General features: G+C 69.4%; 16 protein-coding genes. 8 read left to right on the top strand and 8 right to left on the bottom strand.

The features are described from left to right. Positions 1–28: 28 nt before the first annotated feature. Entirely contained in the window at positions 29–454 is a 426-nt protein-coding gene (locus tag ASF88_RS06555) for an RDD family protein (protein WP_055915703.1), read from the bottom strand. Positions 455–591: 137 nt separating this feature from the next. On the opposite strand from ASF88_RS06555, the gene glnA (ASF88_RS06550) reads away from it, so the two are divergent. Continuing rightward, on the top strand, positions 592–2,016 hold the full coding sequence (glnA, locus tag ASF88_RS06550) for a type I glutamate--ammonia ligase (protein ID WP_055915700.1): 1,425 nt from the start codon (positions 592–594) through the stop codon (positions 2,014–2,016). Positions 2,017–2,147: 131 nt separating this feature from the next. Continuing rightward, positions 2,148–2,657, top strand: a complete 510-nt coding sequence (locus ASF88_RS06545) for a hypothetical protein (RefSeq protein ID WP_055915698.1) — start codon at positions 2,148–2,150, stop codon at positions 2,655–2,657. 3 nt (positions 2,658–2,660) lie between these two features. On the opposite strand, the gene ASF88_RS06540 is transcribed toward ASF88_RS06545, so the two are convergent. Further along, the gene (locus ASF88_RS06540) at positions 2,661–3,983 is read right to left on the bottom strand and encodes an LCP family protein (RefSeq protein ID WP_082518779.1); all 1,323 of its coding nucleotides are present in this window, start codon (positions 3,981–3,983) and stop codon (positions 2,661–2,663) included. Positions 3,984–4,126: 143 nt separating this feature from the next. Between ASF88_RS06540 and ASF88_RS06535 the strand changes: the two genes are divergently transcribed. After that, positions 4,127–4,438, top strand: a complete 312-nt coding sequence (locus tag ASF88_RS06535) for a YciI family protein (RefSeq protein ID WP_055915696.1) — start codon at positions 4,127–4,129, stop codon at positions 4,436–4,438. An 87-nt stretch (positions 4,439–4,525) separates the two neighbouring features. On the opposite strand, the gene ASF88_RS06530 is transcribed toward ASF88_RS06535, so the two are convergent. The 3 genes from ASF88_RS06530 to glnA (ASF88_RS06520) form a co-directional block, all read right to left on the bottom strand. Beyond that, on the bottom strand, positions 4,526–5,983 hold the full coding sequence (locus ASF88_RS06530) for a glycoside hydrolase family 26 protein (RefSeq protein WP_055915694.1): 1,458 nt from the start codon (positions 5,981–5,983) through the stop codon (positions 4,526–4,528). Positions 5,984–6,105: 122 nt separating this feature from the next. Beyond that, positions 6,106–9,144 carry a bifunctional [glutamine synthetase] adenylyltransferase/[glutamine synthetase]-adenylyl-L-tyrosine phosphorylase gene (locus ASF88_RS06525; protein WP_055915692.1) on the bottom strand — a complete coding sequence of 1,013 codons (3,039 nt, stop codon included), beginning with the start codon at positions 9,142–9,144 and terminating at the stop codon, positions 6,106–6,108. 8 nt (positions 9,145–9,152) lie between these two features. Then, positions 9,153–10,490, bottom strand: a complete 1,338-nt coding sequence (glnA, locus tag ASF88_RS06520; RefSeq protein WP_055915690.1) for a type I glutamate--ammonia ligase — start codon at positions 10,488–10,490, stop codon at positions 9,153–9,155. A gap of 91 nt (positions 10,491–10,581) precedes the next feature. On the opposite strand from glnA (ASF88_RS06520), the gene panB reads away from it, so the two are divergent. Next, the gene (gene panB / locus ASF88_RS06515; protein WP_055915689.1) at positions 10,582–11,433 is read left to right on the top strand and encodes a 3-methyl-2-oxobutanoate hydroxymethyltransferase; all 852 of its coding nucleotides are present in this window, start codon (positions 10,582–10,584) and stop codon (positions 11,431–11,433) included. Between the two features lie 12 nt (positions 11,434–11,445). On the opposite strand, the gene ASF88_RS06510 is transcribed toward panB, so the two are convergent. After that, the gene (locus ASF88_RS06510) at positions 11,446–11,913 is read right to left on the bottom strand and encodes a DUF6194 family protein (RefSeq protein WP_055915687.1); all 468 of its coding nucleotides are present in this window, start codon (positions 11,911–11,913) and stop codon (positions 11,446–11,448) included. A 41-nt stretch (positions 11,914–11,954) separates the two neighbouring features. On the opposite strand from ASF88_RS06510, the gene ASF88_RS06505 reads away from it, so the two are divergent. Then, the gene (locus ASF88_RS06505) at positions 11,955–12,710 is read left to right on the top strand and encodes a MerR family transcriptional regulator (protein ID WP_055915685.1); all 756 of its coding nucleotides are present in this window, start codon (positions 11,955–11,957) and stop codon (positions 12,708–12,710) included. Here ASF88_RS06505 and ASF88_RS06500 read toward each other — a convergent pair. After that, positions 12,707–12,919, bottom strand: a complete 213-nt coding sequence (locus ASF88_RS06500; RefSeq protein WP_055915683.1) for an SPOR domain-containing protein — start codon at positions 12,917–12,919, stop codon at positions 12,707–12,709. The genes ASF88_RS06505 and ASF88_RS06500 overlap by 4 nt on opposite strands. Before the next feature lie 12 nt (positions 12,920–12,931). Between ASF88_RS06500 and map the strand changes: the two genes are divergently transcribed. Beyond that, positions 12,932–13,798, top strand: coding sequence for a type I methionyl aminopeptidase (gene map / locus ASF88_RS06495; protein WP_055915681.1), 867 nt, complete (start codon positions 12,932–12,934; stop codon positions 13,796–13,798). Here the strand turns inward: map and ASF88_RS06490 are convergent. After that, entirely contained in the window at positions 13,761–15,218 is a 1,458-nt protein-coding gene (locus tag ASF88_RS06490; protein WP_055915679.1) for an MDR family MFS transporter, read from the bottom strand. The two genes, map and ASF88_RS06490, sit on opposite strands and share 38 nt — an antisense overlap. Before the next feature lie 70 nt (positions 15,219–15,288). Here ASF88_RS06490 and ASF88_RS06485 point away from each other — a divergent pair, with 70 nt between their 5' ends. Both ASF88_RS06485 and ppgK read left to right on the top strand, forming a co-directional pair. Continuing rightward, a complete protein-coding gene (locus tag ASF88_RS06485) occupies positions 15,289–15,894 on the top strand; it encodes a TetR/AcrR family transcriptional regulator (RefSeq protein WP_055915676.1) in 606 nt (201 codons plus the stop codon). 10 nt (positions 15,895–15,904) lie between these two features. Next, the gene (gene ppgK, locus ASF88_RS06480) at positions 15,905–16,720 is read left to right on the top strand and encodes a polyphosphate--glucose phosphotransferase (RefSeq protein ID WP_055915675.1); all 816 of its coding nucleotides are present in this window, start codon (positions 15,905–15,907) and stop codon (positions 16,718–16,720) included. Positions 16,721–16,727: the final 7 nt, after the last annotated feature.

The raw sequence follows: 16,727 nt of genomic DNA, 5'->3' as shown, positions 1-16,727 counted from the left end.
GACGGCGGCCGACCTCAGCCCCGTGGAGTCAGGCGCGGATGAGAACCGTGCCCGCGACTTTGTCGTGGAAGCCGCGCTGGTCGGAGTCCCAGACCAGCGCGGGGATGACGATGCAGAGGAGGACGGTGCGCACGATCGGCCGCCAGACGCCGACCCAGCCTCCGGCGACCGCGACCACGCGCATCCCGAACACCCGGTGGCCGATGCTGCCCCCGATCGTGGGGATGAAGACGATCTGCATCAGCGCGAAGACACCCAGCGTCGCCCACTGGTCGTAATGGAAGAACGCGAGCGAGATGAGCGAGGCGAGCGCCCAGTCGACGACGATCGCGCCGAGGCGGCGACCGAGGCGGCCCACCGAGCGCGGGCCCGCCTCCGGGAGGCCGAGCCGTTCGCCCGGGTAACGGCTGGGCGCGATGTCTCCCGAGCGGGAGGACGGGGGCTTCTGAGGCACCTGACGAGTTTACCGGGAGGACCACGTCGTAACATGCCGGAAACATTTGCGTCACCGGAGGGAAACGGCCTCCCCCTAGCGTGTAGCTTGGGCTGCACGCGCAGTCCCTCACCGCAAAGCCATTGGGAGTCCTCCGTATGTTCCGTGATTCTTCCGAGGTGCTCAAGTTCATCAAGGACACCGACGTCAAGTTCCTTGATATCCGCTTCACCGACCTGCCCGGTGTGCAGCAGCACTTCAACATCCCCGCAGCGACCGTCGACGAGGAGTTCTTCTCCGTCGGCCAGCTGTTCGACGGTTCCTCGATCCGCGGTTTCGCGTCGATCCACGAGTCGGACATGCAGCTGATCCCGGATGTCTCGACCGCCTACATCGACCCGTTCCGCGTCGAGCGCACGCTGATCATGGTCTTCGACATCTACAACCCGCGCAACGGTGAGATCTACGCGAAGGACCCCCGCCAGGTCGCCAAGAAGGCCGAGAAGTACCTCGCCTCCACCGGCATCGCCGACACGGCGTTCTTCGCCCCCGAGGCCGAGTTCTACATCTTCGACGACGTGCGTTACGAAGTGAAGCAGAACTCCTCCTTCTACTCGGTCGACTCCGAGGAGGGCGCCTGGAACTCCGGCCGCGTCGAAGAGGGCGGCAACCTCGGCAACAAGACCCCGTACAAGGGCGGCTACTTCCCGGTGAGCCCGGTCGACAAGCAGGCCGACCTGCGCGACGACATCTCGCTGAAGCTGATCGACGCCGGCCTCATCCTGGAGCGCGCGCACCACGAGGTGGGCACCGGTGGCCAGGCCGAGATCAACTACCGCTTCGACACCATGGTCCACGCGGCGGACGACATCCTGAAGTTCAAGTACATCGTCAAGAACACGGCCGAGCAGTGGGGCAAGACCGCCACGTTCATGCCGAAGCCGCTCTTCGGCGACAACGGCTCGGGCATGCACACCCACCAGTCGCTGTGGAACGACGGCAAGCCGCTGTTCTACGACGAGGCCGGCTACGGCGGCCTCTCAGACATCGCCCGCTGGTACATCGGCGGCCTCCTCAAGCACGCCCCGGCGGTGCTGGCCTTCACGAACCCGACGGTGAACTCCTTCCACCGCCTGGTCCCCGGCTTCGAGGCCCCGGTCAACCTGGTCTACTCGGCCGGAAACCGCTCGGCGTCCATCCGCATCCCGATCACGGGCACCAACCCGAAGGCCAAGCGCATCGAGTTCCGCGCGCCGGACGCCTCGGGCAACCCGTACCTCGCCTTCGCCGCCCAGCTCATGGCCGGCCTCGACGGTATCAAGAACCGCATCGAGCCGCACGAGCCGGTCGACAAGGACCTCTACGAGCTGCCGCCCGAGGAGGCCAAGAACATCCCCCAGGTGCCGGCGTCGCTCGGCGAGGCCCTCGACGCGCTCGAGGCCGACCACGACTTCCTCACCGCGGGCGGCGTGTTCACCCCGGAGCTCATCGAGACCTGGATCGAGTACAAGCGCGAGAAGGAGATCAAGCCCCTCGCGCAGCGCCCGCACCCGTTCGAGTACGAGCTGTACTACGGGGTCTGACGACCGCAGTCACCAGTGGAAGGGCCGCATCCCGAAAGGGTGCGGCCCTTCCCGCGTTCCGGTGCGCGCGCGGCCGCTGACCGCTACGGTTGTCATTGGCTGTTGCGGAGCGAACACCGAGGAGGTGCCCGATGGGCGACAGGGATCTGAACGCGGTGCTCGCGGAGATCGACGGACAATTGTCCAGCCCGGCCTGGACCCGCATCCGCAATGACGATCGTGCCGAGTGGCTCGGCCACTTCGTCGGCGGCATCGCGCTCGCCGTCGGTCTGCGACCGATCGAGCACCTGGACTCGGGGGTCAGGATCGACGACGGAGGGATCTTCTCGGCGAAAGTGGTCGTCTTCACCGACCGGACCATCGTGTTCGCGGACGCTGCCGGTGCGAGCATCAACCCGTACGACGTCAAGACGCTCGTCGTCGCCCGGCCACGCCACGGCCTCTCGCAGCTGACCATCTCGGACGCGAACTCGACGAACCGGCGCGATGTCTTCGATCGGTGGCCGGGCGACTTCACGGTCACCGCGGAGTGGTCCTACGGGGCCAAGGTGACCTTCCCGCTCAGCCCGATCGAGTCGGACGACCATCGCCTGCGGTTCACTCGCTTGTATGCATCGCTGATCGAGGCGCTGGGCGAATAGGGATCACTTGACGCACGGCACTCCACCGGACGGCAGAGGTGCTGTCGGGTCGGTGTAGGTGCCGTTCGGGCCGGCCGGATGCGTGGGCGCAGGTGTCGGCGCGGGCGTGGGTGCCGACGAGGTCACCGGTGGGGTCGCCGGCGAAGGCGAAGCCGTCGCCGCTCCCGCGTTCAGCAGCTGCTGCACGACGGCGTGGATCTGCGCCGGATCCACCAGGTTGACATCCTTGCCGTCCTTCACCCCGTAGCCGGTGATCGGCAGGGTCGTGAAGGTGATGTTGCCGCCGGCGAGGTGCTGCGCCTCCGACGCGAAGCTCAGGAGGTCGAAGCCGGAATCCAGGGCGATGTTCTGCTTGGCCGTCGAGATCAGGGAGGACAGCGTCGCCGGGTTCGCGAAGGTGTCGGCTTTCTTGAGCTTGGTGGCGAGCGAGACGATGAACGCCTGCTGGCGACGCTCTCGGTCGAGGTCGGTGAAGTTGAGAGCCGGGTTGCTCTCGTCGCGTCGCTGACGCACGAAGCTGACCGCCTGCGACGCCGTCAGCTGCTGGACCCCTGCCGCGAAGTCGGCGCCCGAGTACGGGTCCTTCGTGGCCTGCGCAACGCATACCGTCACGGGCTGCACGGCCTGGGCGACCTGGTAGAACGCAGCCATCGTCACCTCGACGAAGTGGTCGATGCGCACGCCGCCGAGGAAGTCCGAGACCGTCTGGAGCTCGGTCTGGCGCGCGAAGGTGCGCGCCTGCTGGTATGCGTCGGCCTGGCTGAGGCCTCCCGCGTTCGTCAGCTCCGTCAGCTTCTGATCGAGGGCGAGTCCGTAGGCCTCCTTGATCTTCGACGCGGACACTCCATCGGGGCTGCCGGAGAGCGGGGCGTAGTCGTCGCGCGGGATCGAGATGCCCACGGCCTTCTTGCCGCCGGCCGGGATGTGGATCAGCATCAGGACGTTGGCGTTGTAGCCGCCGTCCGACTGGTCGCCGGCGTGCAGTGCGTCGTACACGTCCTTCGGCAACGGGTCGCCGTTCTCGTCGAGGCGGCTGTCGAGGCCCATCACGAGGATGTTGGTCTCCGCGACGTCGTGCTTCTTCCCGGCGCCTGGGAGCGCGACCGTCGAACGGTGCAGGCCGTTGGACAGGTCGACATACGAGTACAGGGCGAAGCCGCCGACCGCCACGACCAGAGCCGTCACGACGGCGACGACCGAGAGGACGATCCGTTTGCGCACGGAGGGACGCCGAGCCCCCGCGTGCGCGACGTTCGCCCTCTCGGGCACGTCGGAGCCGTCCGAACCGGACGGGAAGGCGGGGTCGGGTTGCGCAGTCGGGTTCATCGGCCCGATCGTCCCACCGTTCTGCAGGAGGGAAAGGAAACGGGCGACGGACTCCCAGGTAGACGTGTTCCCGCGAAGCACCCGTCGGACTAGATTCGGTCGCGCCGGGGCCGATCGGACTCCGCGACTGATCGGAGACCACCATGGCCCGCTATCTCCTCCTCTACCGCGCCGACCCCGAGGCGATGGCCTCGATGCCGGAGCCCACTCCCGAACAGGCCGAGCAGATGAACGCCGCGTGGAACGCCTGGGCGCAGCAGGTCGGCAGCGGCCTGATCGACTTCGGCGCGCCGACCGCGGCAGTCTCCGACGGCGCCGACCGCAGCGTCGGTGGCTACACGCTCATCGAGGCGGATGGCGCCGATGCCGTCGAGAGCCTGCTCACCGGCCACCCGCACCGCGCGATGGGCGGCACGATCGACGTCTACGAGCTGACGCCGGTTCCGGGGATGTGAACCGCGATTCCCTGAGATTCGACCTGGCAGGACACGCCGACAGGGGTCGGGGATGGACGGGAGCGCCCTGCCAGGCAGCTGGTGCGCTCACCCCGACGGGATGAGCGTGAAGTCGTCCTCCGGGCGCACGATGCCTGTCGCGAAGGCGGCGAGGGAGTCGGCGCGGGAGTCGATCCGCCAGTCGTTCGTGGAGCGCTCCCCTCCGACGTAGCTGGTGATCGCGAGGCTGAACCAGGAGAAGCCGATGATGTCGGCGTTCTTCGGGTCGGCGAAGCCGTCGAAGAAGCTCTTCACCCACGTCGGTTTGTGGCCGTCCGTCTCGGAGGCGCCCACCTCGGCGAGGAGGATCGGCTTGGTCGTGAGCGTTCGCAGCTGGGCGAGGCTGCGGTCGAACGTGTAACCGAACGTGAAGTCGTTGCCCGCACGCCACGGCGGCCGCAGGTAACCCGACAGGCCGACCCAGTCGACGTAGTCGTCTCCCGGGTAGTAGCCGGCAAGGAACTGCTGAGTCGCGTGCGTGGCCGGCTCCAGGTTGTTGACGATGTTCGGAGCCCACAGCCAGATGACGAGATCGTTGGCACCCTCCTGCTGGAAGATGTCGTGCACATGCCGCCACATCGTCACGTAGTCGCCGACGCTGTTGCCGTTGATGGGCTGATTCGATCCGTTCAGCTCCGACCAGGGGTACCAGGTGCCGTTCATCTCGTGGTCGAGACGAATGGCGAGCGGGAGGCCGGTGGCCACGATGGCCTTGGCGTACTGGTGCAGGTAGGCGTCGAAGCCTCCGCCGATGATCTTCGGGAGCGAGTAGTCCGGAGCTGAGTTGCTGTTGTTGCCGGCGGAGATGGGCCGGGACTCCCAGGTCATCAGCGGGAGCCTGCCCTGCTGCCACGCTCGCGTGACGGCGCTCGCCCGGAAGTTCTCGTCCCAGCCGGAGAAGTATCCGACCAGATCGGGCGAGACCCCGATCTTCTTGGACGTCGCGTCGAAGGTCGCCCAGTTGAACGGCGCCTGATCGGTGTACATGCCGAAATAGCGCTTGTCCGGGTGGAGGAGCGTCGCGCGGTCCGGAGCGGTGATGGCACTCGCAGTCCGGGCGCCACTACCGCTGCTGCCGACGTGGTTCGCGGTGGCGCCGCCCGAGGCGGTGTGCGGCGATGCCGCCGTGCCGCCCTGCTGCTGCGCCTGCAGCGCAGAGACCTGTCCCCTCGCCGCGGCGAGCTGCTGGTGCAGAGCAGCGATCTGCGCGGCGTGCGCTGCGGCCGCGGCCGACGCGGCCTGCTTCGCGCTCGTGAGTCTTCCCTGCTGCGATCCGATCGTTCCCTTGGCCGCCGTCAGCTGCTTCTTCAGGACGACGTTCTGGGCGGCGAGAGGGTCGACGGCCTGCGCTATCGTGTCCGCCGCCTTCCGCACCGGGCTGTCGGGCGACGACCAGACGAACCAGGAGATGGCCCCGAGCAGCACGACGAGAGCGGACGCCGCCACGGCAGTGAACCGGGCGTTGGTGCGGCTGCGCGCCCAGAAACGGGAGGAGGAAGTCGACATGGTGTCACCTCCGGATCGGGAGGGTGGTGCGTCCACATCGTCGGGAACTCTGGTGGCCCCATCTTGGGGGTCACCCTGCTCATCAGCAACGGCCGAGAACGAGAGTTTACGAGCCGGAAACGTCAGCCGGTCGGCGTCGGGCGCTGCTGGACCCCGTAGAACGAGCGCTCGAAGACCGCGCGGGCCCGTCGGGTGACTGCCAGGTAGTCCTCCTCGACCCGGCTCGCGGAACCGGGCGGGTACTCCATGAGCCTGGCCACGCCCTCCAGCGCCACCCGGTCGGCCGGCAGCACGTCGGCGGTCTTGTTGGTCCACAACGTCATCGCCGATCGGGCCCGGGAGGCGAACAGCCAGGCGTCGTGCAGCTTCGCGGCGTCCTCCGCGTCGATGAAGTCGTGCTCCACCGCGACCGCAAGAGCCTCCAGGGTGGAGGTCGTGCGCAGCGCGGGGATCGCTGCCGCGTGCTGCAGCTGGACGAGTTGCACGAACCACTCGACGTCGCTGAGCGAACCGCGGCCGAGCTTGAGGTGGCGCGACGGGTCGGCGCCCTGCGGCAGCCGCTCGTTCTCGACGCGCGCCTTGATGCGTTTGACCTCACGGATCTCCTGCTCGCCGATGCTCGCGGGATACCGCACCTCGTCGGCGACCGTCTCGAAGTCTGCGAGCAGAGCGGCGTCGCCCGCGACGCCGCGGGCGCGGAGGAGCGCCTGCGCCTCCCAGGTGAGCGACCAGCGGCGGTAGTACGCCCGGTAGGCGTCGAGGGAGCGCACCGCCGGACCGTTCTTGCCCTCCGGTCGCAGTCCGATGTCGAGGTCGAGCGGGAGGCGGCTGTCTTCGGTGAGACGGTTGAGCTCGGCGACGATGGCGAGAGCCGCCTTGTGCACCCCGTCTTGGTCGGCCGCGAGCGGTCGGAAGACATACATCACGTCGGCGTCGGAGCCGAAACCGAGCTCGCGGCCCCCGAAGCGCCCCATGCCGATGATCGCGAACTCGAGCGCGTCGGCGTCCCCGCGCTCGGCGCGGATCGCCGACAGCACGCCGACGATGACGTTCTCGGTGACATCCGTGAGCCCCCGGGCGAGCTCCTCGATCGTGCTGAAGCCCAGGATGGCGGAGAACGCCAGGCGAAGCACCTCGCGCCGGCGGACGGCGCGCAACGACGCCGCAGCCGTGGCCGCCGACTCGTGCCTGCCGAGGATCGCGACGGTCTCCTCCCGCAACTCCTCGGCGGTGCGCGGACGGAGGTCCTCCTCCGACTCCAGCCACGCCACCGATTCGGGGATGCGGCCCAGCAGTTCGCCGGCGAACCGCGAGCCCGACAGCACGCGCGTGAGCCGTTCCGCGGCGCCGGTGGAGTCGCGCAGCATCCGCAGATACCAGTGCGTCGAGCCCAGGTCTTCACTGAGGCGGCGGAAGGTGAGAAGGCCGTAATCGGGATCCGGTCCGGCGGCGAACCATTGCAGGAGGACCGGCAGAAGGTGACGCTGGATGGTGGCCCGCCGCGAGACGCCCGCGGTGAGGGCGGCGATGTGCGCCAGCGCACCGCGCGGATCGCGGAACCCGATCGCGGCCAGACGCGCCTCCGCCTGCTCGCTGGTGAGCCCGGCGCCACCGTCGGCGGTCGTCGCGTCTGTGAGCCGGCTGTCTTCGTTGGTCGCCGCGACCGCGCTCAGCAAGGGCCGGTAGAACAGCCGCTCGTGGAGGCCGCGGACGCGGTGCTTGATCTCGTTCCAGCGCACCATCAACTGCTCGGCGCTCGGCGCCAGCCCGGTCGCCCGGGCGAGCACGCGGACGTCGCCCTCGTCGCGCGGCATCAGGTGCGTGCGGGTGAGGTGGCGGAGCTGGAGGCGGTGCTCCATGAGCCGCAGCGTGCGGTAATCCTGCGAGAAGGCCGCCGCTTCCTCGCGCCCGATGTACCCCTGGGCGGCGAGAGCGGCGAGTGCGGAGAGGGTGTCGCGCTGGCGCACCAGCTCGTCGGTCTGGCCGTGCACGAGCTGCAGCAGCTGCACGGTGAACTCGACGTCGCGCAGGCCGCCAGGCCCGAGTTTCAGCTGGTAGTGCACCTCGTCGTCGGGGATGTTGTCGGTGACGCGCTCGCGCATCCGCTGCACTGACTCCACGAAGTTCTCGCGCGACGCGCTGCTCCACACCTTGGGGGCGAGCGCGGCGACGTAGCGGGCTCCGAGGTCGGCGTCACCGGCGAGCGGGCGGGCCTTGAGCAGCGCCTGGAACTCCCAGCCCTTGGCCCAGCGATCGTAGTAGGCGATGTGGGATTCGAGCGTGCGCACGAGGGCGCCGTCCTTGCCCTCCGGCCGCAGGTTGGGGTCGACCTCCCAGAGCCCCGGCTCGATGGCCGGCTCGTGGATGCCGCGCTGCGTGAGCATCGCCAGCCGGGTCGCGATGTCGACCGCCCGGCCCGCACTGAGGCCGGCGGACTCCACGCCCTCCGTCACGTAGATCACATCGACGTCGCTCACGTAGTTGAGCTCACGCGCACCGGCCTTGCCCATGCCGATGACCGCGAACGGCGTCGCACGCACCTCGGCCTCCGGGAAGCGACCCGGCCCGGTGCCGATCGTCTGGCGGCGTGCGACGGCGAGGGCGGCCTCGAGCGCGGCGGCGGCGAGGTCGGAGAGCGCGGCGGCGACCCCGTCGAACCCGCCGACCGGGTCCTCCTGCTCGAGGTCGAAGCTCGCGATCTGGACGAGACGCCGGCGGTAGCGGACGCGTAGGGCGACGCGGGCCTCGTCGTCCTCCAGTGTCGCGACGCCGTCGACGGCTCCCACCGACTCGAGCAGGTCGGCGCGCAGCTCGTCGGCGGTCGGCAGCGAGGTGATCGGGTAGTCGAGAGCGCTCAGCTCCGTCGGCTGCCGCAGGAAGAACTCGGCAGCGCCCTCCGACGCCCCGATCACGCGCAGCACCCGGCGGGCGTCGTTGCGCGACGGCACGTAGCGGGCCGACTGCACCGGAGCGTGCCGCAGCAACCGCAGCGCGAGAGCCAGCGCGGTGTCCGGGTCGGCCGCCGCCGAGAGTGCGGGCAGCAGATCGTCGACGTCGAAGCCGGTCAGCTCGACCAGCTCGTCCAGCTGACCGCGCACCGAGCTCAGCCCCACGAATCCGGCGCGTGCGAGCGCGGTGAGGGAGAGCTGCTCGCGCGTCACGACTTCGGTCAGAGGATCTCGAGGTTGGTGCGCAGCTCGAACGGCGTCACCTGCGCGCGGTACTCGGCCCACTCCCTGCGCTTGTTGAGCAGGGCGTAGTTGAACACCTGCTCCCCCAGCGTCTCGGCGACGAGCTCCGAGTCCTCCATGAGGGCGATCGCGTGGTCGAGGCTGGCGGGGAGCTGGTTGTAGCCGAGAGCACGGCGCTCGGCGTCGGACAGCGCCCAGACGTTGTCCTCGGCCTCCGGAGGCAGTTCGTACTGCCCCTCGATGCCCTTGAGGCCCGCGGCCAGCATGAGCGAGAACGCGAGGTAGGGGTTGGCCGCCGAGTCGATCGCCCGGTACTCGACGCGCGAGCTCTGGCCCTTGTTGGGCTTGTAGAGCGGCACCCGCACGAGCGCCGAGCGGTTGTTGTGACCCCAGCAGACGAAGCTGGGAGCCTCGTCGCCGCCCCAGAGGCGCTTGTAGGAGTTGACGAACTGGTTGGTGACCGCGGTGATCTCGGGAGCGTGCTTGAGCAGGCCCGCGATGAACTGGCGGCCGACCTTCGACAGCTGGTACTGCGCACCGGCCTCGAAGAACGCGTTGGTGTCGCCCTCGAACAGCGACATGTGGGTGTGCATGCCCGAGCCCGGGTGCCCCGAGAGCGGCTTGGGCATGAACGTCGCGTAGACGCCCTGCTCGATCGCCACCTCCTTGATCACCGTGCGGAAGGTCATGATGTTGTCGGCCGTGGTCAGCGCATCGGCGTAACGGAGGTCGATCTCGTTCTGGCCGGGGCCGGCCTCGTGGTGGCTGAACTCGACCGAGATGCCGAGGTCTTCGAGCATCCGCACCGACCGGCGACGGAAGTCGTGCGCCGTGCCGCCCGGCACGTTGTCGAAGTACCCGGCCGAGTCGACGGGCTCCGGGCCCTCGTCGCCGAAGGTGGAGGACTTGAGGAGGTAGAACTCGATCTCGGGGTGCGTGTAGAAGGTGAACCCGCGGTCGGCGGCCTTCTCGAGCGTGCGCTTGAGCACGTTGCGCGGATCGGACACCGACGGCTGCCCGTCGGGCGTCGTGATGTCGCAGAACATGCGGGCGGTCGGGTCGACCTCCCCGCGCCACGGGAGGATCTGGAAGGTGGTGGGGTCGGGATGCGCGAGGAGGTCGGACTCGAACGCGCGCGTCAGCCCCTCGATGGCGGAGCCGTCGAAGCCGAGGCCCTCGGAGAACGCGCCCTCGACCTCCGCCGGCGCGATCGCCACCGACTTGAGCGTGCCGACGACGTCGGTGAACCACAGCCTCACGAACTTGACGCCGCGTTCCTCGATGGTCCGAAGAACGAAGTCGCGCTGCTTGTCCATCCTGCCCCTTTCGTCAGCTTTCCCAGACTAGTGGCTTCGTGCTCGGATACGAGCCGAATCGCGCCTCGGACGCGTCACTAGACTGAGGCGCATGAGCGAGCAGTCCCCTGTGCCCTCCGTCCACCCCTTCACCTCGTCGATGGAGTCGCTGAAGCGGGTGCGCACCCGCCACTTCCAGGCGGCCAAGGAGGAGGGGTCGCCGTTCACCGGCCTGACCAGCTACGACATGCTGACGGCCCAGATCTTCGACGAAGCGGGGATCGACTTCCTGCTGGTCGGCGACTCCGCCGGCAACAACGTCCTCGGCTACGACACGACCCTCCCGGTGACGGTCGACGATCTCATCCCGCTGACCCGCGCGGTCGCCAAAGCGGTCAAGCGCGCGTTCGTCGTCGCCGACATGCCGTTCGGCTCGTACGAGACCGGCCCGCAGGAGGCGCTGCACACCGCCGTGCGCTTCATGAAGGAGACGGGCGCGCACGCGGTCAAGCTCGAGGGCGGCGAGCGCAGCGCGAAGCAGATCCGGCGCATCGTCGACGCCGGTATCCCGGTGATGGCGCACATCGGCTTCACCCCGCAGAGCGAGCACGGGCTCGGCGGCCACCTCGTGCAGGGCCGTGGCGAGGGGGCGGCGCAGGTGCTGGCCGACGCCCACGCGGTCGAGGAGGCCGGCGCGTTCGCCGTCGTGATGGAGATGGTTCCCGCCGACGTCGCGCAGCGCGTGACGCAGGAGCTTCGCATCCCGACGATCGGCGTCGGCGCCGGACCGCACGTCGACGGCCAGCTGCTGGTGTGGACGGACTGGGCGGGGTTCACGACCGGCCGCATCCCGCGGTTCGTGAAGCAGTACGCCGACCTGAAGGGCGTCCTCTCGGAGGCCGCGCGCGCGTACAAGGAGGACGTCAAGGGCGGGCAGTTCCCGACGGAGGAGCACAGCTTCTAGCCGGCGGCCCGATCAGCCGGAGGTCGCCCGCCGTTCGACCCGTCTCCGGTCGTCCCGGTGCGCGTCGCGCAGGGCCTCCAGGGCGCGGTCGAGCGTGGCCGCGCCGGGGTTGACGACGCAGACCCAGCCGAGGGCTCCGTAGAGCGGATGCGGGAGGAAGACGTCCTCCGCGCCGTAGTCCACCTCGGCGCCGGGATCTCCACCGGCAGGAACGACGAGCTCGGCGGCGGTCTTCGCCCCCACGTGGATGTTCAGCCGCCACCGGTCGGGGGCGTCGAGACGGGACGCGGCGTCGTCGGGGTAGTCCTTCGTCACGATCGTCGCGTACGGCTGCCGGTTGGTCGGCACCTGCCCGTCCGGCGCGAAGTAGAAGAAATGGTCGCCCCAGGAGACCTCCGGGAACACGCTGCCCGCCTGCGGAGCGAGCTCGAGCACGCCGTCGAGGCCCCTGACCTCTGAGAGAATCCGTTCCATCGTCATGGTTCGAGTGTCTACTTGAAGTGGTTATGGAGGGTTTGCCGATGAGCGATCCGGGCGCCGATGCCGGCGGGTCCTTCTCGACCAGCCGGTTGGCCTCAGCGAGCGGCTACTCCGTGCAGCAGATCCGCGATCTCGAACGGCTCGCGGTGATCCCGCCTGCGGTTCGTCTGCCGAACGGCTACCGCCGGTTCAGCCGGCAGCACCTCGTCGCCCTGCGCGCGTACCGCGGCCTCGCGGTCGCGGTCGGTCCCGTCGCGGCGCGCGCAGCGATGCGCGAGCTCCGTGCGTCCCCGTTCGACGAGGCGGTCGCTCGAATCGTGGCGCTGCACGTGGTGCTCTCCGGTGCGCGCGACGACACGGTGGCCGCTCTGCGCGCGCTCGAAGCCATCGTCGACGAGCGCGTCCACGACGCTGCCGCCCTCCCCGAGGATGCGCTGACCATCACCGAGCTCGCGCTGGCGCTCGGCGTGCGTTCCTCGACACTGCGGTTCTGGGAGCAGGAGGGCCTGGTCTCGCCGGAGCGCGATGACGCCACCGGCGCACGCCGGTATCCGCCGGAGGCGGCGCGGGACGCTCGGATCGTCCGCGCACTTCGCGCCGGCGGCTACGGCATCCCGCAGGTGCGGGCCGTGCTGGCAGCACTGGTCGGCGCCGGCGGCTCCGGCGAGGCGCGCGAAGCCCTGGAGAGGCGGCTCCGGAGCATCGCGGAGCAGTCCGAGGCGCTCCTGCGAGCCGGCGCGGATCTCGCCGACTTACTGACGCCTCCGGCCGGCGGCACTGCGAAGAGTACGGGCTAACGGCCCTCTTCGGCGTCCTCTTCCGCCCACTTCGCGCTGTTCTCGCGGAGCTTCTCGAGGGCGTTCTCGGCCTCGGCCCGGGTGTCGAACGGGCCGACACGGTCGGGTGCGGGCGACAGGAAGCCCTGCTCGACCTGGCCGGTCTTCATGTTGTACCAGTACTTGTGCTCGGCATCCTGGCGGATCCCGTAGTCGTTCTCGCCGGTCATAAGCTTGATCCTATGCCCAAGGATTCCGCCGGTCACCTGATCCCGGGCCGCGTCACCGCGATGCGCCCCGTCCCCTCGCGCATCCCGCGACCGGAGTACGTCGGCAAGCCCGGTCCGACGCCGTCGGACCGCGGTGACGTGTACACGCCAGAGGAGGTCGAGCTGATCCGCGAGTCCGGCCGGATCGCGGCACGGGCGATCGAGCGGGTCGGCCAGGCGGTGCGCTCAGGGGTCACCACCGAGGAGCTCGATGCGATCGGCCACGAGTTCCTGATCGAGCACGACGCCTACCCGTCGACCCTCGGCTACCGCGGCTACCCCAAGTCGCTCTGCAGCTCGGTCAACGAAGTCGTCTGCCACGGCATCCCCGACGACACCGTTCTGGAGGACGGCGACATCATCAACATCGACATCACCGCGTACAAGAACGGCTTCCACGGCGACAGCAACCAGACCTTCATCGTGGGCACGGCCTCCCAGGAGGTCACGCTGCTCGTCGAGCGCACCAGGGAGGCGCTGAACCGCGGCATCAAAGCCGTCGCGCCCGGACGCCAGGTCAACGTGATCGGCCGCGCGATCGAGTCGTACGCCAAGCGCTACGGCTACGGCGTCGTGCGCGACTTCACCGGGCACGGCGTCGGGGCGACCTTCCACTCGGGCCTGATCATCCCGCACTACGACTCGGCGCCCGCGTTCGACGACGTGATGGAGGTCGGGATGGTGTTCACGATCGAGCCGATGCTGACCCTGGGCACGTACGAGTGGGACATGTGGGCGGACGACTGGACGGTCGTCACCCGCGACCGGAGCATCACCGCCCAGTTCGAGCACACTCTCGTGGTCACCGAGCAGGGCGCGGAGATCCTGACGCTGCCGTGACCGGCGCCGGTGACGGCGCGGGCGTCGATGCGACCGCAGCCTTCGCGGCCCCGGCCGACGGGAGCACGAACGAGATCCCGGCGCCGAGCAGGGTGGCGGCCGACGCCACCCAGAACGCCAGGTCGAACGCGGCCGTGAGGCTCGCCCCGCCCTGCACCGCCGCCTGCAGGAGCACCGCGAACAGCGCAGTGCCGAACGACCCGCCGAGCTGCTGGGCCGTTCGCGTGAGGATGCTCGAGTGCGCGATCTGCTCACCGGCGAGGCCCTGGTACGACGCGACCATGAGCGGCATGGTGACGGCCCCGAGGCCGAAGCCCCTGACGAAGAGCGCGACGAGAAGCAGCGGGTCGGCGGCGGAGGCCGGGCTCAGCGCGAACGGGACCGTCGCGACGGCGACGATCGCGAAGCCGACCACGGCGATCCAGCGCGCGCCGACGCGATCGATGAGCCGACCGGCGATCGGACGGCAGGCCAGCGTTCCCAGTCCTTGCGGCACCAGTAGGAGGCCGGCGCCGAGCGCGTCGGTGCCGCGCACCTGCTGCCAGAAGAGCGGGAGGAGCAGCATCGCTCCGTAGAGCGCGACGCTCGACAGGAAGAGCAGGGTGGAGGCCGACCAGACGGATCGCACACGCAGCAGCCGCACATCGACCAGCGCGTTCCCGCGCCTCCGGAGCGCCCAGAATGCGAACGCCGCGACGAGCCCCGCGCCGCCCGAGAGCGGAAGCCAGGCGTCGACCCGGCCGAAGCCGCCGGGCTGCACCGAGTTCGAGAGCCCCAGCAGGAGGCCCGCGAGACCCGGAACCAGCAGCACGACACCGACGACGTCGAGCCGGCGCTCGGGGTCGCGACCGCGGTCGGAGGGCAGCATCCGCCAGGCCAACAGGAGGCCGACGACCGTGAACGGGATGTTGACCCAGAAGATCCAGCGCCAGTCCCCCAGCGCCAGGATGAGCCCACCGAGCACCGGACCGAGCACGGGGCCGGCCATCGCCGGCAGCCCGATGACGGCCGACACCCGGCCGAGCTGCCTGCCGCCGGCGACCTCCATCACCAGCGTCGTCATCACGGGCAGCATCAGGCCGCCCCCGACGCCCTGCAGGACGCGGAACGCGATCAGCGACTCCGCGTTCCACGCCAGCCCCGAGAGGATCGAGCCGGCCAGGAAGATCGCCAGCGCTACCATCCAGACCCGCTTGCCGCCGAACCGGGCCAGGAGCCACGCGGAGAGCGGCACCGTGGCGGCGAGCGCCAGCAGATAGCCGGTCGTCACCCACTGGATCTGCGCGACCGAGGTGTGCAGGTCGATCGCGAGCGTATGCAGCGCGACGCTGAGGATCGTCGTGTCGAAGACGACCGCCAGCGCGCCGATCACCAGCGCGGTCGCGGTCCGGACGACCGTCTTGTCGAGCTTCTCCGCCATAGCTGCTCCTTAAGATGCGGACATGTATCTAATTCACCATCACGATAGCTCTCTTCGATAAGATGCACAAATGGATCTTGACGAGTCCCCCGCCCGCCGCCGGCGGGGCGCCGAGCTCGAGTCGGCGCTGCTGGAGGCCGCGTGGGACGAGCTGGACGAGAACGGCTACTCCGCCCTGACGATGGAGGCCGTGGCCGCGCGCGCAGGCACCAGCCGTCCGGTGATCGCACGCCGCTGGCCCACGCGCAGCGAGCTCGCACTCGCGGCCATCCGCCACCATTTCGCCGCCGAGCCGATCCAGGTACCCGATCACGGCACCCTGCGCGACGACCTCCTCGACTATCTGCGGCAGGCGAACGAGCGCCGCAGCCAGCTGGCGGTGCCGCTGATGCTGCGCTTCAACGGCATCCTGGGAGACGGCAACGGCGGCCTCGCCGACCTCCGCGATCAGCTCATCGGCGGCCGCCCCACCGGACTGGACGTCCTCCTCGACCGCGCGCAGGCCCGCGGCGAGCTCGACCGCGTGACTCTGCCGCCGATGGTGGAGCAGCTGCCGTTCATGCTGCTGCGCCACGAGCTCCTGATGCGGATGGGCCCCGCCGATGACGCGACGATCGTCTCGATCGTCGATGACGTCTTCCTGCCGCTCGCCACCGGCGGAGCCGCCGCAGGGTAGATTCGTGGGCATGAGCGCGCAGAACCACGCAATCGGAATCGACGTCGGCGGAACGGGCATCAAGGGGGCGCTGGTCGACCTCGAGACCGGGGAACTGCTCAGCGACCGGGTCAAGCTGCCGACCCCGGAAGGCGGAAAGCCCGACGACATCGTGGAGACCACGAAGGAGATCGTCGAGAAGCTGGCCGCCGAGGATCCGGACGCGCCGGTCGGCGTGTGCTTCCCGGCGATCGTCAGCCATGGCGTCACGCTGTCGGCGGCCAACGTCTCCAAGAAATGGATCGGCCTCCACGCCGAAGAGCTCTTCGAGAAGGGGCTGGGCCGCGACATCCACTTCGTCAACGACGCCGATGCAGCCGGCTACGCCGAGACCCGGTTCGGCGCAGCGAAGGGACGGGACGGGCTGGTCATCATGACGACGCTCGGCACGGGCATCGGCTCGGCCCTCATCTACGACGGAGTGCTCATCCCGAACGCGGAGCTGGGTCACCTCGAGATCGACGGCCACGACGCGGAGTCCCGCGCCGCCTACTCGGCGAAGGAGCGCGAGGAGCTCTCCTGGGAGAAGTGGGCCAAGCGCCTCCAGAAGTACTACTCGACGGTCGAGTTCCTGTTCACGCCCGACCTCTTCATCGTCGGCGGCGGGGTGTCGAAGAACTATCAGGACTTCCTGCCGCTGCTGGATCTCAAGACCGAGATCGTGCCTGCGGTGCACCGCAACAACGCGGGCATCCTCGGGGCGGCGGCGCTGGCGGTCCGCGGCGAGCGCCGCGACGCCGGCGAGCGCGGGCGGTCGGCCGAGGTGGGCATCCCGCCCGAGAGTTAGGAGCGAG

The sequence above is a fragment of the Leifsonia sp. Leaf336 genome (assembly GCF_001423695.1).
Lineage (GTDB): Bacteria > Actinomycetota > Actinomycetes > Actinomycetales > Microbacteriaceae > Leifsonia.
This window is presented reverse-complemented; position numbering and strand designations above follow the sequence as displayed.